The sequence below is a fragment of the Marinobacter sp. BW6 genome, assembly GCF_008107725.1.
Lineage (GTDB): Bacteria > Pseudomonadota > Gammaproteobacteria > Pseudomonadales > Oleiphilaceae > Marinobacter.
The window spans coordinates 150,653-164,691 of sequence record NZ_VIRN01000054.1 but is presented as its reverse complement, the minus strand read 5'-3'; the positions used below and the strand labels follow the sequence as shown (position 1 = coordinate 164,691).

Annotated in this window: 15 protein-coding genes; 5 read left to right on the top strand and 10 right to left on the bottom strand. The window is 57.4% G+C overall.

Annotation, left to right across the window (positions count from 1 at the left end; translation table 11 throughout):
- Nucleotides 1-64: 64 nt before the first annotated feature.
- Both ribF and murJ read right to left on the bottom strand, forming a co-directional pair.
- Nucleotides 65-1,036, bottom strand: coding sequence for a bifunctional riboflavin kinase/FAD synthetase (gene ribF / locus FMN52_RS05540; RefSeq protein ID WP_148607664.1), 972 nt, complete (start codon nucleotides 1,034-1,036; stop codon nucleotides 65-67).
- Nucleotides 1,037-1,117: 81 nt separating this feature from the next.
- Nucleotides 1,118-2,698, bottom strand: coding sequence for a murein biosynthesis integral membrane protein MurJ (gene murJ / locus FMN52_RS05535; protein ID WP_148607663.1), 1,581 nt, complete (start codon nucleotides 2,696-2,698; stop codon nucleotides 1,118-1,120).
- 261 nt (nucleotides 2,699-2,959) lie between these two features.
- Here murJ and rpsT point away from each other — a divergent pair, with 261 nt between their 5' ends.
- A complete protein-coding gene (gene rpsT / locus FMN52_RS05530; protein WP_148607662.1) occupies nucleotides 2,960-3,229 on the top strand; it encodes a 30S ribosomal protein S20 in 270 nt (89 codons plus the stop codon).
- Between the two features lie 63 nt (nucleotides 3,230-3,292).
- Here the strand turns inward: rpsT and proB are convergent, their stop codons facing one another.
- The 4 genes from proB to rplU form a co-directional block, all read right to left on the bottom strand.
- Complete coding sequence (gene proB / locus FMN52_RS05525) at nucleotides 3,293-4,417, bottom strand: glutamate 5-kinase (RefSeq protein ID WP_148607661.1); 1,125 nt, start codon at nucleotides 4,415-4,417, stop codon at nucleotides 3,293-3,295.
- 36 nt (nucleotides 4,418-4,453) lie between these two features.
- Nucleotides 4,454-5,647 carry an Obg family GTPase CgtA gene (cgtA, locus tag FMN52_RS05520; protein WP_148607660.1) on the bottom strand — a complete coding sequence of 398 codons (1,194 nt, stop codon included), beginning with the start codon at nucleotides 5,645-5,647 and terminating at the stop codon, nucleotides 4,454-4,456.
- A 144-nt stretch (nucleotides 5,648-5,791) separates the two neighbouring features.
- The gene (rpmA, locus tag FMN52_RS05515) at nucleotides 5,792-6,052 is read right to left on the bottom strand and encodes a 50S ribosomal protein L27 (protein WP_148607659.1); all 261 of its coding nucleotides are present in this window, start codon (nucleotides 6,050-6,052) and stop codon (nucleotides 5,792-5,794) included.
- Between the two features lie 36 nt (nucleotides 6,053-6,088).
- Nucleotides 6,089-6,400 carry a 50S ribosomal protein L21 gene (rplU, locus tag FMN52_RS05510; protein WP_088558084.1) on the bottom strand — a complete coding sequence of 104 codons (312 nt, stop codon included), beginning with the start codon at nucleotides 6,398-6,400 and terminating at the stop codon, nucleotides 6,089-6,091.
- A 243-nt stretch (nucleotides 6,401-6,643) separates the two neighbouring features.
- Between rplU and ispB the strand changes: the two genes are divergently transcribed.
- The gene (gene ispB / locus FMN52_RS05505; protein WP_148607658.1) at nucleotides 6,644-7,612 is read left to right on the top strand and encodes an octaprenyl diphosphate synthase; all 969 of its coding nucleotides are present in this window, start codon (nucleotides 6,644-6,646) and stop codon (nucleotides 7,610-7,612) included.
- A gap of 66 nt (nucleotides 7,613-7,678) precedes the next feature.
- Here the strand turns inward: ispB and FMN52_RS05500 are convergent, their stop codons facing one another.
- Nucleotides 7,679-8,665 carry a glutathione S-transferase family protein gene (locus FMN52_RS05500; protein ID WP_148607657.1) on the bottom strand — a complete coding sequence of 329 codons (987 nt, stop codon included), beginning with the start codon at nucleotides 8,663-8,665 and terminating at the stop codon, nucleotides 7,679-7,681.
- Nucleotides 8,666-8,780: 115 nt separating this feature from the next.
- Here FMN52_RS05500 and FMN52_RS05495 point away from each other — a divergent pair, with 115 nt between their 5' ends.
- The gene (locus tag FMN52_RS05495; protein ID WP_148607656.1) at nucleotides 8,781-9,692 is read left to right on the top strand and encodes a LysR family transcriptional regulator; all 912 of its coding nucleotides are present in this window, start codon (nucleotides 8,781-8,783) and stop codon (nucleotides 9,690-9,692) included.
- Between the two features lie 116 nt (nucleotides 9,693-9,808).
- Nucleotides 9,809-11,338, top strand: a complete 1,530-nt coding sequence (locus FMN52_RS05490) for a wax ester/triacylglycerol synthase family O-acyltransferase (RefSeq protein ID WP_148607655.1) — start codon at nucleotides 9,809-9,811, stop codon at nucleotides 11,336-11,338.
- 33 nt (nucleotides 11,339-11,371) lie between these two features.
- On the opposite strand, the gene FMN52_RS05485 is transcribed toward FMN52_RS05490, so the two are convergent.
- The gene (locus tag FMN52_RS05485) at nucleotides 11,372-12,067 is read right to left on the bottom strand and encodes a DUF2057 family protein (protein WP_148607654.1); all 696 of its coding nucleotides are present in this window, start codon (nucleotides 12,065-12,067) and stop codon (nucleotides 11,372-11,374) included.
- A 269-nt stretch (nucleotides 12,068-12,336) separates the two neighbouring features.
- On the opposite strand from FMN52_RS05485, the gene FMN52_RS05480 reads away from it, so the two are divergent.
- The gene (locus FMN52_RS05480; RefSeq protein ID WP_148607653.1) at nucleotides 12,337-12,540 is read left to right on the top strand and encodes a DUF6316 family protein; all 204 of its coding nucleotides are present in this window, start codon (nucleotides 12,337-12,339) and stop codon (nucleotides 12,538-12,540) included.
- 18 nt (nucleotides 12,541-12,558) lie between these two features.
- Here FMN52_RS05480 and FMN52_RS05475 read toward each other — a convergent pair whose 3' ends face one another.
- Together FMN52_RS05475 and thiL are read right to left on the bottom strand one after the other, a co-directional pair.
- Complete coding sequence (locus FMN52_RS05475) at nucleotides 12,559-13,086, bottom strand: phosphatidylglycerophosphatase A (protein ID WP_148607652.1); 528 nt, start codon at nucleotides 13,084-13,086, stop codon at nucleotides 12,559-12,561.
- The gene (gene thiL, locus FMN52_RS05470) at nucleotides 13,083-14,039 is read right to left on the bottom strand and encodes a thiamine-phosphate kinase (RefSeq protein WP_148607651.1); all 957 of its coding nucleotides are present in this window, start codon (nucleotides 14,037-14,039) and stop codon (nucleotides 13,083-13,085) included. Before thiL ends, FMN52_RS05475 begins: the two co-directional genes overlap by 4 nt.

Sequence of the window (14,039 nt, the reverse complement as noted above, 5' to 3'; positions counted from 1 at the left end):
CGTACTCTTTTGGTCTTGGTCAGTTTTGGTCAGTCATGTATTCGTTGGGGCGCAGCCGGGCGTTTCAATCCGCACTCTTCACGGAGCCGTTTTCGGCAATCCACGATCGGGCATGGTCAAAATCCCGGGCAATCTGTTCTTTAAGCTCATCCACGGAACCGAACTTTTCCTCGTCCCGCAGGCCATGCCGGAACACCACTTCCAGATGCTGGCCATAAAGTGTGCCAGCAAAGTTAAACAGGTGCACTTCCAGCGAGGGCCGCTTTCCGTCCACGGTCGGGCGTACACCGATATTGGCAACGCCATCAAATCGGGCGCCGTCATCCAGGGTGGCCGCAACCACATAGACACCGCGCAGGGCCGGCGTCCGGTGCAGCAAAATATTCGCAGTTGGCGCGCCAATCTGGCGCCCCAGTTGACGGCCATACACAACCCGGCCCCGGATTCGATAGGGGTGACCGAGAAGCAATTCAGCCTTCTCAAGTCCATTCACGGTCAGCGAATCCCGAACCCGGGTACTGCTCACCCTTTCTCCGCCTACCGTCACCGTAAGGGTATTTTCAACGGTAAACCCGGCGTCGTTGCCAACTTTCTCCAGGAGCGCAAAATCGCCGGCCCTATCGCAGCCAAAACGGAAATCGTCCCCCACCACCAGATGCCGGACAGCCAGCCCCTGGATAAGGACATCATCAATAAACCCCATGGCCGAATAGCTGCGAAACGCCTGATTGAAGCGCAGACACAGCACGATATCGATGCCTTCCGCCAGCAGGGCCTCGAACTTCTGACGAAATCCCATCAGCCTGGGTGGCGCTTCACTGCCCTGAAAAAACTCCCGGGGCTGGGGCTCGAAAATCATGACCACTGAGGGCACACCCAGAGCTGCAGCCTTGCTTTTGACCTGATCAATAATGGTCTTGTGCCCGAGATGCACACCATCGAAGTTACCAATGGTGGCGACACACCCGTTAGCGAGCGGTGAATCCTCCCGACGGGAAAGCATTTTCAGGTTGGTCAGGCCCCGGATCAGACGCATGCAATGCGAACCTTCAATTGCCAGCTAGGTTTCAGCGCCCAGTATTATCGCAACGCTGTTGAGAAAACGCGCGATTATACCTTACCTGTGGCGGAAATGTCTTACCCGAACCCCGGCCAGCGCCAGTGCAACAAAGTAGACGGCTACGCCGGCCCCCACCAGCAATGCCATATCCGCCGCCCGCTGATAACCGCCGTTTGCCAGCCACACCGACACCGGGGCGTTGAGCCAGACAATGATGGCCGCGAGCGCACTGTTGGCAAATAGCAGCTGTAGCAGGAAACGGGGCCAGCCGGGCTGACTCTGCCACGCCCCTTCCTTACGCAGACCGCGCCACAGAAGATAGCCATTCAACCAGGCCGATATGGAAGTGGCCAGCGCGAGACCGGCATGAGCCAGCGGAAAAATGAGAATCAGGTTGAACACCATGTTTGCCACCATGGCAACAATGCCGATCTTGACCGGCGTCTTGGTGTCTTCTCTTGCGAAAAATCCTGGCGCCAGAACCTTGATCAGCATGAACGCCAGCAATCCCGCGGAATAAGCCCTCAAACTCTGGGCTGACATGGCCACATCCCGGTCGGTTACCGCCCCGTAGTGAAACAGGGTTGAAATGAGAGGCTCGGCCAAAAGCGCAAGCGCAAGGGCTGCAGGAAGACCAATCAAAAGAACCGCCCGAACCGCCCAATCCAGGGTCGCCGCAAACTGGTCCGCTGACGCTGCTGCGTGTTTACGGGAAAGGCTCGGCAGAATCACCGTGGCAATGGCTATGCCGAACACCCCAAGGGGAAGTTCCGAGAGCCTGTCAGAGTAATACAACCAGGAAACGCTACCGGTCTGGAGAAAGGACGCCAGAACTGTATCAAGCAGCAGGTTAATCTGGCTGACCGACACCCCGAACAGCGCAGGCGCCATCAGCTTGAGAATCCGGCTAACGCCCTCGTGGCGATAATCCACGCGAGGTCGCGGCAACAGGCCCAACCGCATCAAAAAAGGCAACTGGAAGAACAATTGCAGAGCGCCAGCAATGAAAACGCCCCAGGCCAGGGCCATCACGGGCTCATCCATCAGCGGCGTCAACCAGATGGCCGCCGCAATCATCGCCAGGTTCAGGAGAACCGGGGTAAACGCTGGCACGGCGAAGCGATCGTAACTATTGAGGATGCCGCCCGCGAAAGCGGTCAGGGAAATCAGTAATAAGTACGGAAAGGTGATCCGCAACATGTCGCTGGTCAGCGCAAATTTCACGTCATCATCCAGAAAACCCGGTGCAAAAACCGCTGTCAGAACCGGCGCTCCGAGAATGGCCACCAACGTGACACCCAAGAGCACCAAACCCAGGGAGCCAGCCACAGCGTTTACCAGCCGCTGAACGTCCGACAGTGACTGACTTTCCCGGTAGGATGACAATACCGGCACAAAGGCCTGGGAGAAGGCGCCCTCGGCAAAGAGCCGGCGCAGGAAATTCGGAATCTTGAAGGCAACGAAAAAGGCGTCTGCCCCGGCACCGGCGCCGAAATAGCGGGCGATGACCATATCCCGAACCAGGCCCAGCACCCGGGACAGCATGGTCATGATACCCACGAGCCCCGACGACCTGAGCAGGCCGGGTGCCTTGGGCAATTGCTTTTGTTCAGGCGTTGATTCAGGTTCCGACGACATGCAGGCCCTTGTCTGGCATTCTGGACATCCTTTTGGCGCGGGCGTTTCGGGAATTACCTGCTTCCCGGCTCAACCCACGTGCAGTGAGCCGCGAGTTTACCACAGGCCTTCTGTGTCGGGGCATGAAATGGGTTTTGGCCTTGACATTTCGAGGTTTGAGCGGCATAGTTCCGCGTCATTTATTTCGACGCGCTGGTTTTGGCGCGCCCGCGATGTAACGAATCATTCAGCAACGAATTTGAGATTTTCAGGAGTTTTACGGTGGCAAATTCCCCGCAAGCCAAGAAGCGCGCACGTCAGAACGAGAAGAACCGCAAGCACAATGCAAGCCTGCGTTCCATGGCTCGTACTTACATGAAAAAGATCCAATCCAAGATCGAAGCCGGCAACTACGAAGAAGCCCAGGCTGCTTTCAAGCAGGCTCAGCCGATTCTGGACAGCATGGTCAACAAAGGCATCTTCGCGAAGAACAAGGTTGCTCGCAGCAAGAGCCGCCTGAGCGCCAGGATCAAGGCCCTGAAGAGCGCATAAGTCGCTTGATTCAGGCATAAAAAAACCGGCCAACTGGCCGGTTTTTTTATGGACGAACAGTTATTAAACGATCACCAGATTATCCCGGTGAATCATCTCGTCACCTGACATATAGCCAAGAATTTCGGTAATCCTGTCGCTGGATCGGCCAGCAATGGCCCTGGCCTCATCGGCGTCGTAATTTACCAGCCCCCGGGCGATTTCACGGCCACTCTGATCGACGCAGGAGACCATCTCCCCACGCCGGAACTGCCCGGCCACACCTTTGACACCCACCGGCAGCAGACTGCGCCCACCCAGGCAAAGAACTTTAACGGCACCATCGTCCAGAGTCAGCCTGCCACGGGTCTGCAGATGACTGGCGAGCCATTGCTTTCGGGCAGCAATTCGGCCCTGCTCTGGCAGTAACAACGTGCCTATCACATCACCCTGTCGCAACCGGCCAATTACATCTTCGATACGACCACCGACGATGACGGTAAAAGCCCCGGAGCGGGCAGCAAGCCGAGCGGCCCGCAACTTGGTCTGCATCCCGCCGCGACCAAGCACACCGGCGCCACCACCGGCCATGGCATCCAGCTCACGATCACCGGCTCTGCGCTCAGTCACCAGGCGGGCATCCGCATGCTTCCTTGGATCCTTATCAAAAAGACCCAACTGGTCAGTCAGGATAATCAGGCCATCGGCCTCAATCAGATTGGCAACCAGAGCACCCAGGGTGTCGTTGTCGCCAAACCGGATCTCGTCGGTAACCACTGTGTCGTTTTCATTAACGATTGGCACGACACCGAAGTTCAGCAAGGCACGCAGTGTGCCCCGGCCGTTGAGGTAGCGCTTGCGGTCGGACAAGTCATCGTGGGTGAGCAGAATCTGGGCAGTATGGATGTCGTGGCGCTTGAACTGGGCTTCCCAGGTCTGCACCAAACCCATCTGACCGACAGCCGCAGCCGCCTGAAGCTCATGGAGCTGGTCGGGCCTGACGGTCCAGCCAAGCCGGCTCATCCCTTCCGCTACCGAACCAGAGGAGACAACAACGACTTCCACGCCATCCTCGATCAGCTCTGCAATCTGATCGACCCACAAACCAAGAGCCGCCACATCCAGGCCACGGCCGTCGTTGGTCAGCAAGGCGCTTCCGATCTTGATTACCAGGCGGCGGGCCTGGCGCAGCTGTAGGCGTTCAGTCATGGTGCGTGAGCGATCTCTCTGGTGTCTGTCCTGCTTTTACTCCGGGGCGTAAACCACTTCGACGTCGTAATCATCATCGTCAAAGTCGTCGTCATCGTCCTCTTCACGGGCCGCGCGGCGGGCCTGGCGCTCAGCTTCAATCCGGGCGCGAGCCTCGTCGTCCATCTGCCGGCGTCGCTGGGCTTCCCGCTCGGCAAATTCCGGGTTCTGAGCCTCTTCTTCAGCCTGCTCTTCAATCCAGCGCATAACAGCCTGAGCCAGGGACTTGGTGCCCTCACCGCTTAGCGCGGAGATCCAGAACACTGGCCCTTTCCACTCGAGCTCGTCAACAATCGCCTGACAATGAGCATCGCGATCTTCCTCGGCCACCATGTCCACCTTGTTCAGGACAAGCCATCTTGGTCGATTGGCCAGGGTTTCACTGAATTTCTCCAACTCATGCTCGATCGCTCTCACCGCATCGGCGGGAGAGGAGCCGTCGAAAGGCGCAACATCAACCAGGTGCAGTAGCAGGCGGGTACGAACAAGGTGCTTCAGGAAGCGGATACCAAGCCCCGCACCTTCGGCTGCACCTTCAATCAGACCGGGAATATCAGCAATCACAAAACTCTGATGCGCCTGCACGCTGACAACACCAAGATTGGGTACCAGCGTGGTAAACGGATAGTCTGCCACTTTCGGGCGAGCCGCAGAGACCGAACGGATAAAGGTGGACTTGCCGGCATTGGGCATGCCCAGCAATCCGACGTCCGCCAGCACTTTCAGCTCCAGCCTCAGATTCCGCAGCTCACCCTCGGAGCCCTTGGTGGTCTGGCGTGGCGCACGATTCACCGAGGATTTGAAACGGGTGTTGCCAAGACCGTGGAACCCGGCCTGGGCAACCTTCAGGCGCTGGCCGGCATGAGTCAGGTCCCCCAGTACCTCGTGGGTATCCATATCCACAACGGTGGTACCAACCGGAACCGGCAAAACCAGGTCTTCGCCTTTATTACCGGTACAGTTGCGCCCGGAACCGGGCTCACCATTCTGGGCTTTGTGCTTGCGCTGGAACCGATAGTCGATCAGCGTGTTGAGCGACTCCTCGGCTTCCAGATACACGGAACCACCATCGCCCCCGTCGCCACCGTCGGGGCCACCCCTGGGAACGTATTTTTCACGCCGGAAGCTCAGGCAGCCGTGACCGCCCTTGCCGGCTTCCACAATGATGGTGGCTTCGTCTACGAATTTCATGAATCAACCCTTTGCGCCATGCGCATAAACTAAAAAGCCCCGCAGCCTCTAGGAAGCTTTGCGGGGCTCCGGATGACTCTGACTCCCTGATAATATCAGGGTATCAGCGCCACCCAAGGTTCGATAGAACCGGATCGCCGCTGCTTACGCAGCCGGAACGATGCTCACGAACTTACGGCTCTGCGGGCCTTTGACTTCGAACTTCACCTGACCTTCCGATTTCGCGAACAGGGTGTGGTCCTTGCCAATGCCAACGTTGCTACCAGCGTGGAAACGGGTGCCACGCTGACGAACGATGATGCTGCCTGCAGAAACAGTCTCACCGCCATAGCGCTTCACACCAAGTCGTTTCGACTCGGAATCGCGACCGTTACGGGTACTACCTGCTGCTTTTTTGTGAGCCATTACCAGCCTCCTTATTTAAGGGGTAATTCGAGAGCCTCAGCCCTTGATACCCGTGATCTTGACTTCAGTAAACCACTGACGGTGGCCCTGACGCTTCATGTGATGCTTACGACGACGGAACTTGATAATCTGAACCTTGTCGTGACGGCCGTGGCTAACCACTTCTGCAGTCACTTTGGCACCATCAACAACCGGCGCGCCCACCTGAACCTTGTCGCCGTCGGCGACCAGCAGAACGCGATCGAACTCAACGTTGCCACCGGTTTCAACTTCCAGCTTTTCCAGCTTCAGGGTTTCACCTTCTTTTACACGGTGCTGCTTACCACCGCTAACAATAACTGCGTACATTCACTCGTTCTCCACGATTGACCCATCCCTGCTCTTATCCACCTGGTTCTAAGGGAGGCGCTCTGGCGACCCTATAGCAGGGAGCGCAGGTTGGGATGAGTTGGGCGCGTGATTGTACGAAAAGACGCACCGCAACACAAGCCAAGTTGACACTACCTTCGGCAATACCTAGCATTGCCGCGACCTGCCTTTAATATCAACGATCGCAACGACGATAACACCAGCAAGGGATCTACAAGCCGCATGACAGCCCAGCGCATTTACGACACCGTGGCCGACGACTTCAGCCGCGTTAATGATCTGATCATCCAGCGGCTTTCCTCAGATGTTCCCCTGGTGGAGAAAATCGCCCAATACATCATTGAGAGTGGCGGTAAGCGCCTGAGACCATTACTGGTTTTGCTTTCCAGCCAGGCCGCCGGCTACGGGGAAAACGACCATCTCAAGCTCGCCGCCGTGATCGAATTCCTGCACACCGCCACCCTGCTACATGACGATGTAGTAGACACCTCAGACATGCGCCGGGGCCGAAGCACCGCCAACGCCCGGTGGGGCAACGCGCCAAGCGTGCTGGTAGGTGATTTCCTCTACGCCCGGGCGTTCGAGATGATGGTGGAACTGAAAAGCCTGCGCATTATGGAAGTATTGTCCCATGCCACAGCGGTGATCGCCGAAGGCGAGGTCATGCAGCTGATGAACGTGAAAAACCCAGACCTGACCGAAGACCAGTATATGAAGGTCATCCACAACAAGACCGCCATGCTGTTCGAAGCCGCCTCCCACACCGGCGCCCTGCTCGCCGCTGCCAGTGAGGATCAGGAATTGGGACTGAAAGAATACGGCAAGCACCTCGGCTTGGCGTTCCAGCTGGTGGACGATGTTCTGGATTATCGGGGCGACGCCGAAGCCATGGGCAAGAACGTCGGCGACGACCTGGCTGAAGGCAAGACCACCCTACCCCTGATCCACGCCATGAGCCACGGAACCGAAGATGAGCGGCAGCTTATCCGTCAAGCGATCCGAAAAGGCGGCCTGGATGATCTGCCCCGAATCCTCGATATCGTTGAGCGCTCAGGGGCAATCGAATACACCATGACAAAAGCCCGGGAGCAGGCCGCGTTGGCCTCTGGCTGCCTGAAATGCCTTCCCGAATCAGCACACAAGGAAGCGATGGTATTGCTGACTGACATTGCGGTTGCGCGGGTTAGCTAGTGAGCTTTTTCGCTAGCGGTTTGTCGGATTACGCAAAGCCGTAATCCGACACTGGTCACCGGCAAGTCACTCCAAGATCTCCCTGCCATGAGGCGATGCAAAATCCAGCGCCGGCCCGACTGGCACGATCTGCGTCGGGTTAATGGTTCTCTGGCTTACGTAGTAGTGGCGTTTGATCTGATCAATATCCACGGTTTCCGCTACACCTGGCACCTGGTAGAGGTCCCGAACGTAGGCGGAAAGCGCCGGAAAATCGCTGATACGCTGGCGGTTGCACTTGAAGTGGCTGTAATACACCGCGTCAAACCGGATCAACGTGGTGAACAACCTCCAGTCAGCCTCGGTGAGCCGGCCACCCACCAGATACCGTTGAGAAGACAACCGCTCCTCGAGCCAGTCGAGAGAATCGAACAGCGCATTGTAGGCTTCCTCGTACTTATCCTGCGCAGTGGCAAAACCCGCCTTATAAACGCCATTATTAACCGTGTCGTAAACCCGGGCATTCACAGTACCAATCTCTCCTTGCAGCTCCTCGGGATAGAAATCCAGGTCGGTACGAACACCTTCGAGGCTATTGAAAGCCGAATTGAACATCCGGATAATCTCGGCCGACTCGTTGCTCGCAATCGTCTCTTTCTTTTTGTCCCACAAGGTCGGTACCGTCACCCGGCCGGAATACTCAGGGGCAGCCCTGGTATAGACCTCGTGCATGAAACGAAATCCATGGAGATGGTCCCGGTGCTGCTCGCTGTCGGGTCGGAACTCCCAGCCGTTTTCCACCATATCCGGATGTACCACTGACACCGAAATATGCTTCTCCAGTCCCTTGAGCTTCCGGAAAATCAACGTCCGATGCGCCCACGGACACGCCATGGATACATAAAGGTGATAGCGCCCAGACTCGGCCTTGAAACCACCTTCACCTTCGGGCCCCGGTGAGCCGTCAGCGGTCACCCAGTTACGGAACCGGGCCGCCTCCCGTTCAAACTTGCCACCGCTCTTGTCGGTGTCGTACCACCTGTCATGCCATTTGCCGTCAATCAGCAGACCCATAATGCCCTCCCGTTAAAATTCCTGAACATGATGAAATCAATATGGGCAGAATACCGGGGACCCTGCTACGCTCTCAAACAAGCATTTCTGGCCAACAACCTCAGATAATTCGAACATGCATACAGCCATCACCATAGACGCGCTCAAAGTCCTTGACGCCATAGACCGCAAAGGCAGTTTTGCCGGGGCTGCCAACGAACTGTTCCGGGTTCCCTCTGCTATCAGCTACACCGTTCAGAAACTGGAAGAAGACCTGAACGTGGCCATCTACGATCGCACTGGCCATCGTGCTCGACTGACCCCGGCCGGCCGGTACCTTCTGGAAGAAGGTCGTACCCTGCTGGAAGCAGCAGAGAACCTTGCGCACACCACCCGGCAGGTAGCCCAGGGCTGGGAAACCCGGTTACGGATCGGCTTTAACTCTCTGCTGCCGGCGGAATGCCTGTTCCCGGCAATCCAGGAGTTTTATGAGCTGGGCGTGCCGGTGGACGTTCAAATTGTCGAAGAGGTTTTCGCCGGCACCTGGGATGCGCTGCAAAGCCGCCGTGTGGATCTGATTATCGGCGCCGATAATTTCAGCAAGCCTGCCGGAAACTACACAACCAAACCCCTGGGAGATATGCCTTTTGTGTTTGCCGTAGCCGCTGACCACCCTCTGGCGGATGCCGAAACGCCGCTCTCCGAGGAAGACATTTCCCGTTATCCCGCAGCCGTCGCTGCGGACACTTCACGGTCACTGCCACCGGGACACGCGGGCATATTCCATCGGCAACGAACCCTTACGGTCGCCAACATTGACCAGAAGATCGCCACACAGGTGGCCGGCCTCGGCGTCGGATGGCTACCCAGGGCACGAATCAGCTCACAGCTGAAAGAAGGGAAACTGGTCATCAAAGAGGTCCAGGAATCGCGCCAGCCGATAACACTTCATCTGGCCAGGCATGCCGAGGATCAGGGCAAGGCCTTGATGTGGTTCTGGGAGCAACTCAGCGCAGAGGGTGCCATTTCGAACTGGCTAACAGGCTGAAAATAAAGAAAATGGTATGACTGCAACTCGGAGTCATGTCAGGCAAATGAGTCAACCGCTTGCCCGGACACTTCGTTTATACTGCAGCTGAAACCAACGCCGAAGGGAGCTCTCTGATGCGGCAACTGTCGGAACTGGATGCCTCGTTCCTGTACCTCGAGTCGGAAACCACACCGATGCACATCGGAGGCATCTACCTCTTCGATGCCAGCGAGCGGGAAAAACCACTGGCCTTCAGCACCTTTGTCGCCTATCTTCGAAGCCGCCTTCATGTCGTGCCGGTATTCCGGCAGCGCCTGAAGGAAATCCCCTTGCGGCTGGGCCGGCCGTACTGGATTGATGACCCGGATTTCAGCATTGAGCGCCACCTTGCCTACGTCAATCTGGGCGAACACGGCCGCAAGGCAAGCCTGATGACCCTGGCCTCACGGATTCTGGAAGAACCGTTAAAGAGGGACCGTCCCCTCTGGCACATCACCTTCGTGGACGGGTTCAAACTGGATGAGGAAAACACCAGCAGTGACGGCTTTGCGCTGATCGTCAAATTGCATCACGCGGCCATTGACGCCTTCAGTGGCGAGGAAATCATTGGCAAGCTGCTCGAATACACCCCCGAGCCCAGCCCGATTGCACCACCGCGACCCTGGCAGCCCAGACCGGAACCCTCGGAAGAGCGGGTCGTGCTGCAGGCGGGTGCCAACATCATCCGCACGCCGCTTCAGTTTACCTCTCTGGCGTTCAACGCGGCCGAGGCCACCGCCCGCGGCCTGATCCAGAAACAGCTGCGCAAACTGCCACTGCCCCTGCCGCTGTTCTCAGCCCCACACAGCCCCTTCAATCGCCAGATTACGGCAAATCGGCAAATTGTCGCGGCCAGCGTGGAGCTTTCAAGGCTAAAAGCCATCAAGGCATTTCTCGGAGACGTAACCCTGAACGATGTGGTTCTGGGCTTGTGCGCCGAAACCCTGAAGCGCTACCTGATCAGCGAAGGCGCCAGTGCCGACAGGTCTCTGGTGGTCATGACACCCATTTCGGTGCGATCCAACAGCCTGCGTCGGGCAACCGGAAATCAGATGTCCGCCATGCTGCTGGATCTGGCGACCGATGAAACCAATCCCGCCCACCGCATTCGCCGGATACACTGGAACGCAGTCGCCTCGGAACCCTACCGGGAGGCCATTGCCGCCGACCGGCTGACGGAACTCCTTCCCTCCACCATGTTGGCGCTATCTGCGAGACTCTACTCGGAATTGCAGATTGCCCAGCGCTATCAGCCAGTGTTCAACCTGCCCATCACCAACGTTCCCGGACCACAGGTGCCACTTTACCTGCAGGGTGCACGTCTGGTTCAGCAATACAATACGGCGCCGCTGTTCGACAGCATGGGGCTGGTCATCGTTGCGGTAAGCTATGAGGGAAGACTGACACTTAATTTCACCACCTGTCCGGACGTGGTGGCTAACGGAGAGTCCCTGCAGGCCCATGTGGCTGAAAGTCTCAATGCCATCGAAGCTGCCATGCAACGGCTCGGAGCCGACGATGCCAAAGAGCCCATAGCGGCCTCTCCAACACAGACCCTTGCGGATGATGCCATGACGGCGCTGGAGGGACTTCTGAAGAAAGCCCTGAAACGTTTCCGGGCCTGAACAGGCTCCGGAAACGCTTATACGCGGCTCAGGTTATTCAAACGCCCAGCGAAGGAACGCCTTCTTATCCTCGTCACTCGCTGTTTCCCAGATGGTTTTGAGCTGCTCAAGCGCGTTATCGCCGCTCACCGGCGCGCTGTCGGCGCTGGACGCCGGGATCGGCGTACGAGAGGCAGTCATTTGCTCTTCTCGATCCCAGACAGTTGAGCTTGCTACCGCCGTTCCTGTAGAAGAGACGATAGCTGCGGAGAACTCCGGCATTTCCTGCTCTGCTTCCCGACGCGACTCGGGCCGATCAAAGTCAAAACGATAGGTCTCACCAGCTTCCGCCTCGAAGCGAACAACCTGGGGCTCACTCTCAATCACGTGAACTTTCGATTCCCCGTTTCTGACCACACCACTTTTTGCCCAGATTGTCTTGTAGACAAAGACAACCTCGTTTTCGCCGGGAAGCAGGGCATAGTCCAGCGCCAGGTCATCCATAAGGAAGTTGGTCATGGCCCGTCCATTCACCTGGGTAACCCGGATTTCACCCGGCGCCTCGAGCGTGGCCGCATTGGCCGCGGCAGTGGGACTGCCCTCCCAGGTTTCTACAACACTTACACTGGAAGCGCACCCCACAAGAGACATCACAACGACTGCAACCACTCCGACGCGCAAGCGAGCGACGCCTTTGCACCACCCCTGTCTTGTTGATTGGAAAACACGGATAACATGAGAAATGTTCATTTAGTCTCCTTGGCATGAGGATGGAAGTGGCGTCAGGCTGGCGCCAGTTTCGTAGCATTCTGACGAGTGCATCTGACAAGGGCAAGACAACGGCGCGCTTCGCTGGCCTACTCCGGTTTTTTTATCGCTGATCCCGATTGAGACCCAACCCGTAAAATTGTAAAAAAATGTTGAATTCGCCCTGAATTGGGTTAATTTTAAACAGATCGGCAGATATTAACGCGGCGCCCGAAAAGCAAGAACGATAAGCGGGCAGCACAGGAGACGCCATGGATACCCAACACAGGACCGGAGAAGAAGGGCCGGTGCCCTTTCGCAGTAGTCGATTTTTCTGCGTAGGGAGCAAATGGTACTTCACCACCCGGGAAGGGTTTGACAGTGGCCCGTTCGCTTCGCGGGAGCGAGCCGAGACAGGCCTCAAGCGATTTCTGCACGTTGTCCGTATGCTGCCGGAAGAACAGCAGCTTCACTGACAAACCATACGTGCCCGTCTAAATCATCACGGGCACTAGCCACACATCCACTGCCCACAGGCAGATCAGCGCCATGAAGCCGGCAATAACATCGTCAACCATAATACCCAGCCCGCCAGGCAGCTGCTGGTCGAGCCAATTGATGGGCCAGGGCTTGGCAATATCAAACAACCGGAACAGAGCGAAGGCGCCGAGAACCCCGTAGATGTTGTCGGGGAACAATCCGAGGGCAATCCACATCCCGACGAATTCGTCCCAGACAATGCCGCCATGGTCGTGAACCTTGAGATCTTGAGCCGTCTTGCCACACAGCCAGATACCGACAAAAAAAGCAGTCAGGACCACGAGCCAATAGCCTACAGGCGGCAACCAGGCAAAACCGTACCAGAGCGGGATCGCAGCCAGACTTCCCCAGGTACCGGGTGCCCTCGCAGTTGCGCCGCTGCCAAAACCAAACGCGAGAAGATGAACGGGGTCCCGCAAAAAGCCCGGCGGCAGTATGATTGCCGGCGTCTCCGGTTCCGGGGGCTGACCTTCCTGATTCATGACTCACTCCTGAAATGGTCAAACCCAGCGGGCACGGATTCCAAACTGCAATCGACACCGTCGAGATACAGGCCCGGCTCAGCTTCAACAGAGCCGATCAAGGTAAGCTGACTCTTCAGTGATTCCGGGGCGCGATCCCAGTTTTCGGGGGAGAAACACAGGCAAAGTTCGTAATCGTCGCCTGAACGCAACGCATAGTTCACGGCCTTGTCGCCTTTAAGCCCTGACAGAGCAGGCGAAAGAGGCAATCGGGCACTCTCAATCCGGGCACCGACATCCGAAGCGGCAAGAATGTGACCGAGATCAGCCAGTAAACCATCAGAGATATCAATTGCCGCATTTGCGTACCTACGCATAGAACTTGCCAGATCCAGCCTGGGCCAGGGACGGTGGTAATGCTCCAGCAACGATAACATGTCAGCGGAGGGATCAGGTTCTGAAAGGTAGTCGAGGGCAGCACCGGCGTTACCCAGGGTTCCCGACACGGCAATCAGGTCCCCGGGACGGGCGCCGGAGCGTAGAACCCCGCGACCCTGCTCCACTGTGCCATGCACCTGCAGGCTCAGGGTTAGGGGCCCGGAGGTGGTATCCCCGCCGGCCAATTCGAGGCCGAACGCATCGCTGGCACTTCTCAGCCCCTTCGAGAAGCCTTCAAGCCACTGCTCATCCACAGCCGGCAATGTCAGCGCAAGCGTGAAACATTCCGGATCGGCACCCATGGCAGCAAGATCACTGGCTGCCGCGGCGAGAGCACGCCAACCCAGGTAATCGGGACGATAGTTTCGGGGAAAATGGACACCCTCCACGAGAGCATCCACGGAAAAGACAAGATCCCGGCCAGCAGGAATCCGCTGAATGGCGCAGTCATCCCCGGGACCCAGAATCAGGGGTCGGGATTCCTGCCGCCCGGCCAGCGGCAGAAAATAACGCCGGATCAGTTCGAACTCGCCCAT

Bases quoted from the DNA above. Each gene is read 5' to 3' on its own strand.
- FMN52_RS05475 (WP_148607652.1), bottom strand. From the start codon at position 13,086: ATGAATCAGGAAGGTCAGCCCCCGGAACCGGAGACGCCGGCAATCATA.
- ispB (WP_148607658.1), top strand. From the start codon at position 6,644: ATGACAGCCCAGCGCATTTACGACACCGTGGCCGACGACTTCAGCCGC.
- murJ (WP_148607663.1), bottom strand. From the start codon at position 2,698: ATGTCGTCGGAACCTGAATCAACGCCTGAACAAAAGCAATTGCCCAAG.
- thiL (WP_148607651.1), bottom strand. From the start codon at position 14,039: ATGGGCGAGTTCGAACTGATCCGGCGTTATTTTCTGCCGCTGGCCGGG.
- rpmA (WP_148607659.1), bottom strand. From the start codon at position 6,052: ATGGCTCACAAAAAAGCAGCAGGTAGTACCCGTAACGGTCGCGATTCC.
- rplU (WP_088558084.1), bottom strand. From the start codon at position 6,400: ATGTACGCAGTTATTGTTAGCGGTGGTAAGCAGCACCGTGTAAAAGAA.
- FMN52_RS05485 (WP_148607654.1), bottom strand. From the start codon at position 12,067: ATGAACATTTCTCATGTTATCCGTGTTTTCCAATCAACAAGACAGGGG.
- ribF (WP_148607664.1), bottom strand. From the start codon at position 1,036: ATGCGTCTGATCCGGGGCCTGACCAACCTGAAAATGCTTTCCCGTCGG.
- FMN52_RS05495 (WP_148607656.1), top strand. From the start codon at position 8,781: ATGCATACAGCCATCACCATAGACGCGCTCAAAGTCCTTGACGCCATA.
- FMN52_RS05490 (WP_148607655.1), top strand. From the start codon at position 9,809: ATGCGGCAACTGTCGGAACTGGATGCCTCGTTCCTGTACCTCGAGTCG.
- FMN52_RS05480 (WP_148607653.1), top strand. From the start codon at position 12,337: ATGGATACCCAACACAGGACCGGAGAAGAAGGGCCGGTGCCCTTTCGC.
- FMN52_RS05500 (WP_148607657.1), bottom strand. From the start codon at position 8,665: ATGGGTCTGCTGATTGACGGCAAATGGCATGACAGGTGGTACGACACC.
- proB (WP_148607661.1), bottom strand. From the start codon at position 4,417: ATGACTGAACGCCTACAGCTGCGCCAGGCCCGCCGCCTGGTAATCAAG.
- cgtA (WP_148607660.1), bottom strand. From the start codon at position 5,647: ATGAAATTCGTAGACGAAGCCACCATCATTGTGGAAGCCGGCAAGGGC.